We start from the raw sequence: 9,185 nt of genomic DNA, 5'->3' as shown, positions 1-9,185 counted from the left end.
TGTGTCAGGCTGAGATTTTTTAATCTACTAATCTATAATTCATTTTGATTGTGCTTAGAACAGAAAATATCGCTGCGCCATTGGTAGCACGGTCGCAGGCTCACAAGTCAGCAGTTCTCCGTCGGCGCGAACTTCGTAGGTTTCAGGATCAACTTCCATTTGGGGCATCGCGTCGTTGAGCTTCATATCGCGTTTAGTAAGCTGCCGAATCTCGGACACTGCCACGACCGGACGCTGAAGCTTGAGCCGATCGCCAATCTCCCGTTTCAGAGCTGCCTGAGACACAAACGTGAGCGAAGTCGCGTGTCTGGCTCCACCGAAGCTGGCGAACATGGGGCGCATGTGGACGGGCTGTGGGGTGGGAATGCTAGCGTTGGCATCGCCCATTTGTGCCCAGGCAATCATGCCGCCTTTCAGCACCAGTTCTGGCTTGACGCCGAAGAGTCCCGGTCGCCAGAGGCAGAGGTCGGCAATTTTGCCCACTTCGATCGAACCGACATAGTTGGCAATGCCGTGAGTGATCGCCGGGTTGATCGTGTACTTTGCCACGTATCGCTTGGCGCGGGTATTGTCGTTGCGATCGCTATCTCCGGTTAAACTGCCGCGCTGGTCTTTCATTTTGTGCGCTGTCTGCCAAGTGCGAATGATCACTTCCCCGATCCGTCCCATCGCCTGCGAGTCGGAAGAGAGCATACTAAACGCGCCCAAATCGTGCAAAATATCCTCGGCGGCGATCGTCTCCCGGCGAATTCGGGATTCGGCAAAGGCTACATCTTCGGGAATACTGCGATCGAGGTGGTGGCAGACCATCAGCATATCCAGGTGTTCTTCGAGCGTGTTGACCGTGTAGGGACGGGTAGGATTCGTGGAAGAGGGCAACACGTTCGCTTCGCCGCACACTTTGATGATGTCCGGTGCATGTCCGCCGCCTGCGCCCTCGGTGTGATAGGTGTGAATGCAGCGTCCTTTGAATGCCGCGATCGTATCTTCGACAAATCCGGCTTCGTTGAGTGTGTCGGTGTGGATGGCAACCTGCACATCGTAGTCTTCTGCAACCGAAAGACAGGTATCGATCGTGGCGGGAGTTGTGCCCCAGTCTTCGTGCAGCTTTAAGCCGATCGCCCCGGCTTCCACCTGTTCTTCGAGTGCGTCGGGTTGGGAAGCGTTCCCTTTGCCCAGAAACCCCAGATTCATGGGAAACGCATCAGCAGCCTGAAGCATCCGGTAAATATTCCAGGGTCCGGGAGTGCAGGTCGTAGCATTTGTGCCTGCGGCGGGCCCGGTTCCGCCTCCGATCATCGTGGTAATCCCAGATGCAATGGCAACTTCAATCTGCTGCGGACAGATAAAGTGAATGTGTGTATCAATCCCGCCTGCGGTCAGGATCATGCCTTCTCCGGCAATCGCTTCTGTTCCCGGACCAATGATGATATCTACATTGTCCTGAATGTAGGGGTTCCCCGCTTTGCCGATCGCCGCAATTTTGCCGTCTTTGATGCCAATATCCGCTTTGACAATGCCCCACCAGTCGAGAATCAGCGCATTGGTAATCACCGCATCGACCGCCCCATTCTCATTACTGATCGGCGACTGTCCCATGCCATCCCGAATCACTTTGCCGCCGCCAAATTTCACTTCATCGCCATAGGTTGTAAAATCCTGCTCGACTTCAATAATCAGATTCGTATCCGCCAGCCGCACCCGATCGCCCACGGTGGGACCAAAGGTTTCAGCATAGGCACGACGATTCATTCTGTAGCTCATAAGCCTCTCTCGCAGGAATTAGACAAAGAAGTGGTGGTTCAATCGGATTTCCAGAGCCTTTACTTGATTGTGAAGCGTACCACGCTGGTTCGTTGAACGGCAGTGAAGCCGCTAAAAAATTAAGGTTTGAAGCGATCGAATTATAGTTTGTTAGATTCCTGAATAAAACTTAAGAGAAGCTTAATGATATGAGTTTGGCGATCGAAATAATCAGTTTTGCAAAGCTTCATAAGACAGGTTGGCGCAGTCAGTCGGTTAGGACTGTGCGGGGAAGTTGTTTGTTAGACAGAAGTCTGTCAGACACAAAATAGCCACAAAAGCTGAATTAGCTATCATCGTGGTGTAGCGTTATGATGTGATGCAGATTTTCGGGGGATTGATGGAATTTACGTCTCGGTTAATCACATTTCGCATCAGTCATTACTGCGAGAAGGTTCGATGGGCATTGGATCGCATCAGTTTTCCCTACGTCGAAGAGTGCCATTTGCCACTGCTGCATCGGCTGAAAACAACTCCGCTTGGTGGGAGCAGTGTTCCTGTTCTCGTGACGAAAGCTGAGATATTGAAAGATTCAGCAGACATCTTAAAACACCTAGAAACAGTAGCACCCCCTCATCTAAAACTGTATCCAGATTTACCCGTGCTGCGGCAGGAAGTTCAAGCGTTAGAAGCGGAATTTAATCTCAAACTGGGTGTTTTAACAAGACAGTGGGGGTACTTCTATGCGCTGCAAAATCAAAGTGTGATGAAAGAACTTTGGTGCGAAGGAGTACCGACCTGGGAGAAATTACTGTTTCCTATCATGTTTCCCTTGACGTGCCGTTTAATTCATTCCAGCTATAACGTTCATCGTGACAGTGCATCTGCTGCCTATCGTCAAATTCAACGGATATTTGAAAGGGTGAGCGATCGTCTTTCAGATGGGCGGAGATATCTAGTGGGAGATTGCTTTTCGGCAGCAGATTTGGCATTTGCTAGTTTATCGGCTCCAAGCGTGGTTCCCCCTCAGTATGGTGGATGCTTTCCTGAACTAAACCAACTTCCCGATGAAATGGTGGAACAAATTCAAATCCTGCGGGAAACAATCGCAGGCAAATATGCTTTGCGCCTTTATGAAGAGGAGCGGTGTCCGGTTCAGGAGAAACTGATTACCCCTTAGGCGGAACTGCTTTGCATTGCCTCATCCGTGATCTCAATATAATTCGGCTGGCTTTTAACCCGATCGATCCACTGCAAAATTCCCGGAAAGCTGCTCAAGTCAAAATTACCTTCGTGAGCAACGTGAGTGTAGGCAAAGAGGGCAATGTCAGCGATCGTATAGCGATCGTTCACCAGAAATGGATGGTCCTTAAGTCGCTGTTCCATGACGCCTAGAGCCGCGTAGCCGGGAGCCTGTTTTTCGGCGAGGGCTTGCTTTTTCGTTTCTGCCATGTCGTGCTGCAGCCAGAAGCGAGACGTAGCGATAAACGGTTCATGGCTATACTGCTCAAAAAAGAGCCACTGCATAACTCTGGCATGTTCGAGGGGGGAAAGCGGCAAGAAATCAGTGCCCTGACTGAGATAAATCAAAATCGCGTTCGACTCCGACAGAAACTCTCCAGGCGTAATTTCTAGCACCGGAATGCGTCCGTTGGGATTTTTTGCCAGAAATTCGGGCGTGCGGGTTTCACTTTTGAGGACATCCAGCAGAATCAGCTCAAACGAAATGCCAAGCTGAGTGAGCAGCAATCGCACTTTGTAGCCGTTGCCAGAAGGTAGAAAATCATAAAGCTTGTACATTCACGTTTTTCCCTGGCGATATTTTGTATCAGCGTTTCAAAGTCCCTCCCGCTGCTTTAGAGCGGTAAGCGACCTATGGGGGATCCAGGGGGCAGTTCAGAGGTCGCAACCCTGGCTTCCCCGACACTCACTAAGGCACATAAACCGCCATCGGCTCCACATTCAATTCCGATCGCCACTGCGCCAACGGCTTTTCCCACTGTTCTTCCCATCTTTGAGCCAGCATTGGCTTTGCTTTTGCGCCCATTCGATAACCGATCGCCATTTGCTCTAAAAACCTGCCCATCTGCTCCGGAGTATTAAAAAGGGTTTGCAGCAGTCCTCCGGCAACAAAAATTGCGGCGATCGGGCGACGGATTTGAGCCAGTTCAAAGGCTTTAAGTGAAAGTTCGCCGATCGGATCAGTTGAAAATCCACCGAGAATGTGCCAGATGTCGTGAGTTTGGCGAACACGCATGAAAAAGTAGTTAATGTCACTATTCACGGTTTCTTTGCGATAAAACTCTGCGTCAAAGCCTGAATCGGTCAGGTATTTGGCGTAAGCGTAGCCCAAGGAATCAGGCGGCAGTTGCAGCAGGGCTTGCAGATCGGGCGAAGGAGCAAGATAACGCTCTGCAAATAACTCCGCGACACCCGGCTGAGACTTGACGAAATCCACGGCAAGCTGAGTCGCTTTGATATTTTTTAAGCCATCCTCAACGTCATAGACCGAATCCGTGTTGCCCGGATCGCGCAGCAAACTGGCTACCCCTTTAAGTGTTGAGAGCCAGTCCACTTGCAGCTTATTCAAGTCCTTCAGCTTCATATCGCCTAATCCTTCTACTTTTTCTTTTTCTTATCTTTTTTATGCTTTGCTTCTTTGTGCTTAGATTCCGGCTTTTCCCCATCTAATGCACCGTTCACTAATCCATTAAACCCATAAACCTGACGACTGCCCACAAACGGAACCAGCGTAACTTCTCGCTCGTCTCCCGGTTCAAACCGCACTGCCGTTCCCGCTGGAATATCGAGCCGCATTCCCTTTGCTTGCTCTCGATCGAAGGATAAAGCCTGATTGACCTCATAAAAATGAAAGTGAGAGCCAACTTGAATCGGCCGATCGCCCGTATTCGCAACCGTGAGCCTAACCGTGGGACGATCGGCATTCAGTTCAATTTCGCCTGCTTCGGTGAGAATTTCGCCGGGAATCATGATAAATCATCTGTAACAATGACTGAATCCTAGCCCAACTCACTCGTGCTGCTGGGTTCCATTTATAGTTTGTTAGGATTTTTTAGGAAATTCAGTCGTCTCGCTGGGTCGATCGCGAAACCGCAGCAGCAGCCAGCAGCAAAGCGGAATTAGATAAAGATAAATCGCAAACGGAATAAAGCCGCTATCGCTCATCAAAACCGTGGCAGGAACCAGTCCGGCGATATTCCAGGGAATCAGGGGCGCAATGACAACCGCTGTATTTTCCAGATCGATCGCCAGCCGATCGGCAGAAATCTGCTTATCTTCATAGTGGGTTTCATACTGCGGCTTGACCAGTTCTGCGGTTAATAAAATCGCGATCGCCTGAGTGCAGCCAAACGCAGAAGCCGCAATGCTAACTAGCGTTGTCCCTGCAAACAAGCCACTTTGTGACCGCAACGATTGCAAAAATCTTTGTACAAGCTGTAATGCGTTTGTTCCAGTCAGCACACCCGCGATCGCCGTCGAAATCACTACGATCGCAGAAACTCGCATCATCGAAACAATGCCACCCCCCGCCAGAATCGAGCGAATAGGACTCTCTTGCTCCAGATAAAACCCGGTAAACGCAAATTGCAAAATTTGTAGAATCGTATCGTGTTGCAACGTAATGGATAAAACAACACCTGCGGCAATACTCCACAACATGGCTTGTTTAACTTCAACCTTCAGCAATGCCAGTACGAGAATGACGATCGCAGGCAAAAGTGTCAGCAGGTTCAGATCAAATAAATTGGCTAATTCGATCGAGAGCGAACTGCTCGTATTTTGAACAGGATAAAAGAACGAAATGACACCATAAATCAAACAGCTTAGCCCCAGCGGCAGCCATGCCGTCGTCAACATATTTCTAATGTTCTGGTACAAATCCGTTTGAGTGACGATCGCAACCAGATTTGCGCTGGAAGACATCGGAGAACATCGATCGCCCCAATATGCCCCGGCAATGATCGCGCCTGCCACCAGATGCGGATCAACGCTGCTCCCTCGCGCCATGATCATCAGGGCTGTGCCGATCGTGCTGGCAGCTCCAAAAGACGTGCCAATTAGAAACGAAACAAAGCTGGTCAGCAAAAAAGCACAGAGCACAAACAGATTGGGATTAATGAGCTGAATGCCGTAATAAACGATCGCTGGAACGGTTCCGGCAGCCATCCAAACGGCAGTGACAGCTCCAATAATCAGCAAAATGCCAATTACAGAAAAAGATTTTTGGCTTCCGGCGATCGACATTTTCATCAGACTGCGAAGCGAAAACCCGCGTCGATGCAGAACGGCGATCAGCAAACCCAGCGTTGCCAGCAGCGGATAGGCAACAAAAACACCGTGCGTCACGCTGATCACCAGCAGCGCAAAAGATCCAGCCAGCGCAAGCAAGATATCCATTAAACCAAATCAGGATTTCAATCCGAAATTAAAAATTTGGGCGGGGTCAGCCAGAACAGCTCACTGCGACCGATCGGAGAACCCTCTATAGGCAAATTAATCCCAATTACGCCTGCTTTTTTCAGGACAATTTGCTGCCGTGCCTCACCCCAAATCAGTTGCTGCGCCCACTCGCTCAATCCCGGTTCATGCCCGACGATCGCCAAACATTTTCCCTGCTTTTCTTGCTGCCCCTTTTCCTGCTGCCACTGTTGTAGCCAGTTCACCCACTGCTGAAAATCACCCTGGGGCGCAAGTTCTGTCGATTCTTCGAGCGATTTTCCTAAACCGATCGATTGCAGAATTTCTGCGGTTTGCTTTGCCCGCACCAAAGGACTCGTCAGAATCAAATCAAACTGCAAGCCCAGTTCTTTCAGTCGTTTCGCCACTTTGCGTGTTTTGCGAATCCCTTCTTCGGTTAACGGACGCTCATTGTCGTTGGCATAGCTGCCGTGTTCTCCTGCCAGCCCATGCCGAACGATATAGAGTTCAATTGCCTGCTGAGTCATGGTGCAGACCTACCTGATTTCAAGATGCCATCTGCTCACGGTAACACCATCGGTCGATTGCTGGTTAAAACCATAGACTGAAAGCACAATATTCTAAGAGGATGTTTGAGGAATCACGATGCTACAAAGCATTTGCAACTTCTTCAACAGCCTTTAGAAACAGCAGTTCACGGAATACGATCGATGCGATACCTGCGGCGTGGCGTTGGGCTTCTTCTCGTGAGTTTGGCATTTTGCCTGACTTTTTCTCTATTTTGGGTTTGGGGCGGTGTTCTCCTAGGGATCAATCCAGCCTGGGCGGATAATCCCTTTGAGCAGTCTCCGATCGCTCAGGAAGAAATTTATCAGGAAAAACTGATCCATGACCCAGACGGTATCGGAAAGTTTTACTTCAAGCGGGAAATTGCTCAAGTAATGGGGCATCAGGGAGCTGGATGGTTGGAGCGTCCCGGACGCTTGATCGAAGAACAGCCCAACGCAGTAGTGGCAGCGTTAAACCTGAAACCCGATGATGTGGTGGCAGACGTGGGGGCAGGAACGGGCTATTTTAGCTTTCGCCTGAGTGAAAAAGTACCGCAGGGCAAGGTGTATGCGGTTGATATTCAGCCAGAAATGCTGGACATGCTGGAATTCCTCAGGCAGGAAAACGATGCAGAAAACGTGGAGCCGGTGCTGGGCGAGGAAACTGACCCCCATTTGCCCCCAGAATCGATCGATCTGGCACTGATGGTCGATGCCTATCACGAATTTGCCTACCCCTATGAAATGATGCAGGGCATTGTCCGATCGCTCAAACCCGGGGGACGAGTCGCACTAGTGGAATATCGCGGCGAAAGTCCGTTTATTTCAATCAAGCGACTGCACAAAATGAGTCAGCGACAGGCGCGGAAAGAAATGCAGGCGGTGGGCCTGACCTGGCAGGAAACGCAGGACTTTTTGCCGCAGCAGCACCTGATGATTTTTAAGAAGCCGTCTCCGCCTGCTCTACGATCGATCGCCCCTTCTGCGGCTGACCCCAGATAATTCGCTCCTGTTTATAAATTGCAATTCCCGGCTTTGCTCCTTTGGGTTTGAAGACCTGCCTCGGCTCGGTGTAAACCACGGGAGCCTGATCGCTCTGGCGGGCACGGCTGTAGTAGGCAGCTAAATCGGCGGTAAACTGCAAATCGACTTCATCGGGAACGGCTCCGGGATCAAGGCGCAGCAGCACGTGGCTACCAGGAATTTCCTGGGTGTGAAACCAGAGATCGTAGTCGTTAGCAGTGCGGAAAGTGAGCAGGTCGTTCTGACGATTGTTGCGTCCGATCAGCACTTCAAACTGATTCGGGGTGCGGTAGCGCAGAAAGTTGGTGGTTTGAGCCGAGCTGCTGCGATACTTTTGCTCCGGATCTTCCAGATAGCCCTGCTGAATGAGCTCTTCGCGGATTTCCTCCAGCGAGTCAAGGTCATCAGCAGTGCGGTAGGAGTCACTCTGGGCGATCGCCACTTCCACCTGTTCCAGATAGTCAATTTCGGTTTGCACTTCTGCCAGCAAAGGTTCGATCGCATCTCTCGATCGTTTCAGTTTTTGGTGACGTTTATAGAGTGCCTGAGCGTTTTGAACGGCATTCTTTTCGGGGTCGAGGGCGATCGTCACAGGTTTTCCGGTGAGGAAGTCGGCAAGCTGAATTTGCTTCATGCCGGGCTGCCACTCGTGCAGATGCGCCATTAATAAATCGGCTTTTTCCCGATAGTCGTCTGCCTGGTCGGACTGCTGCAATCGATCGTGAAATCCCTGCGCTTTTTGAGACAGTTTCTTGAGCAAATTGCTGATGCGTTGGCTGACCTGATGCCGAAGCTGAACGAACTCCTGCTGGTTAAGCTGATCGGTGTAGTAGCGATCGATCATCTGCTGCATGCTTTCGGCAGGACGTACTGCTCCCCATCCCAGCACCGTATAGCCCTGCGCCAACCACCCCGGCTGAAACTGCTCGGTTTGCAATATTTTTAACCATGCCTGCCAGCGATCAAATAGCCGCGCCCACTGCTCGGAGCTGAGGGTATCGGTGGTTTGATCCGGCGATAGGTCGGCTGTCTGAAGCATCGATACCACCAGGGCAGAACTGAGTCCACGATAGGTTTTAATCAATGCACGCCGTAAAGGATCGGGAATCAGGCTGAGCCGTTCCTGCCAGCGATCGAATTCTTCCTCTTGCGTAGGAACTGCTCCGTTGGGCGGTGGCGGTGCTTCGTAAGGCTGTCCCGTTTGAATCGGACGGACGCTGGATTGTTGGGAACTTACCTGATGCGCTGCCGTCACAATTATCTTGTCCTGGTTGGTCAAAATTACATTGCTGTAGTTTCCCTGAATCTCGACGAACAAATGCCACAGGGCAGGCTCCCCCGGACGACGGGCAAACTGCAAATCGGCTACTCGTTCCCACGGGGAAAGCGGCTCGATCGCCACCAGTGCCAAATTGCCCAGCTGATGCCGCA

The 9,185-nt window shown here is 50.9% G+C and carries 9 protein-coding genes; 2 read left to right on the top strand and 7 right to left on the bottom strand.

Annotated features, from left to right (window positions below; all coding sequences use genetic code 11):
- Positions 1-54: 54 nt before the first annotated feature.
- A complete protein-coding gene (gene ureC, locus H6F80_RS10725; protein ID WP_190791547.1) occupies positions 55-1,764 on the bottom strand; it encodes an urease subunit alpha in 1,710 nt (569 codons plus the stop codon).
- Between the two features lie 379 nt (positions 1,765-2,143).
- Between ureC and H6F80_RS10720 the strand changes: the two genes are divergently transcribed.
- Positions 2,144-2,923, top strand: a complete 780-nt coding sequence (locus H6F80_RS10720; protein WP_190791546.1) for a glutathione S-transferase — start codon at positions 2,144-2,146, stop codon at positions 2,921-2,923.
- Here H6F80_RS10720 and H6F80_RS10715 read toward each other — a convergent pair.
- The 5 genes from H6F80_RS10715 to sixA all read right to left on the bottom strand — a co-directional run bounded on the left by H6F80_RS10715 (position 2,920) and on the right by sixA (position 6,710).
- Positions 2,920-3,543 carry a glutathione S-transferase family protein gene (locus H6F80_RS10715; RefSeq protein WP_190791545.1) on the bottom strand — a complete coding sequence of 208 codons (624 nt, stop codon included), beginning with the start codon at positions 3,541-3,543 and terminating at the stop codon, positions 2,920-2,922. The two genes, H6F80_RS10720 and H6F80_RS10715, sit on opposite strands and share 4 nt — an antisense overlap.
- A 130-nt stretch (positions 3,544-3,673) precedes the next feature.
- Entirely contained in the window at positions 3,674-4,348 is a 675-nt protein-coding gene (locus tag H6F80_RS10710; RefSeq protein ID WP_190791544.1) for a Coq4 family protein, read from the bottom strand.
- A 14-nt stretch (positions 4,349-4,362) separates the two neighbouring features.
- Positions 4,363-4,734, bottom strand: a complete 372-nt coding sequence (locus tag H6F80_RS10705) for an urease subunit beta (protein WP_190791543.1) — start codon at positions 4,732-4,734, stop codon at positions 4,363-4,365.
- 72 nt (positions 4,735-4,806) lie between these two features.
- A complete protein-coding gene (locus H6F80_RS10700; RefSeq protein WP_190791542.1) occupies positions 4,807-6,162 on the bottom strand; it encodes a Na+/H+ antiporter NhaC family protein in 1,356 nt (451 codons plus the stop codon).
- Between the two features lie 17 nt (positions 6,163-6,179).
- On the bottom strand, positions 6,180-6,710 hold the full coding sequence (gene sixA, locus H6F80_RS10695; RefSeq protein ID WP_190791541.1) for a phosphohistidine phosphatase SixA: 531 nt from the start codon (positions 6,708-6,710) through the stop codon (positions 6,180-6,182).
- A 132-nt stretch (positions 6,711-6,842) separates the two neighbouring features.
- On the opposite strand from sixA, the gene H6F80_RS10690 reads away from it, so the two are divergent.
- A complete protein-coding gene (locus H6F80_RS10690) occupies positions 6,843-7,733 on the top strand; it encodes a class I SAM-dependent methyltransferase (protein ID WP_242067281.1) in 891 nt (296 codons plus the stop codon).
- Here the strand turns inward: H6F80_RS10690 and H6F80_RS10685 are convergent.
- On the bottom strand, positions 7,672-9,185 hold a 1,514-nt coding region (locus H6F80_RS10685), incomplete at its 5' end, for an Rqc2 family fibronectin-binding protein (protein ID WP_190791540.1). The genes H6F80_RS10690 and H6F80_RS10685 overlap by 62 nt on opposite strands.

The organism is Leptolyngbya sp. FACHB-711 (genome assembly GCF_014695615.1).
GTDB lineage: Bacteria > Cyanobacteriota > Cyanobacteriia > Elainellales > Elainellaceae > Leptolyngbya_A.
This window is presented reverse-complemented; position numbering and strand designations above follow the sequence as displayed.

Excerpts from the sequence above, each read along its gene's own strand:
- H6F80_RS10720 (WP_190791546.1), top strand. The coding sequence starts at position 2,144 with ATGGAATTTACGTCTCGGTTAATCACATTTCGCATCAGTCATTACTGC.
- H6F80_RS10710 (WP_190791544.1), bottom strand. The coding sequence starts at position 4,348 with ATGAAGCTGAAGGACTTGAATAAGCTGCAAGTGGACTGGCTCTCAACA.
- H6F80_RS10700 (WP_190791542.1), bottom strand. The coding sequence starts at position 6,162 with ATGGATATCTTGCTTGCGCTGGCTGGATCTTTTGCGCTGCTGGTGATC.
- H6F80_RS10715 (WP_190791545.1), bottom strand. The coding sequence starts at position 3,543 with ATGTACAAGCTTTATGATTTTCTACCTTCTGGCAACGGCTACAAAGTG.
- sixA (WP_190791541.1), bottom strand. The coding sequence starts at position 6,710 with ATGACTCAGCAGGCAATTGAACTCTATATCGTTCGGCATGGGCTGGCA.
- ureC (WP_190791547.1), bottom strand. The coding sequence starts at position 1,764 with ATGAGCTACAGAATGAATCGTCGTGCCTATGCTGAAACCTTTGGTCCC.
- H6F80_RS10705 (WP_190791543.1), bottom strand. The coding sequence starts at position 4,734 with ATGATTCCCGGCGAAATTCTCACCGAAGCAGGCGAAATTGAACTGAAT.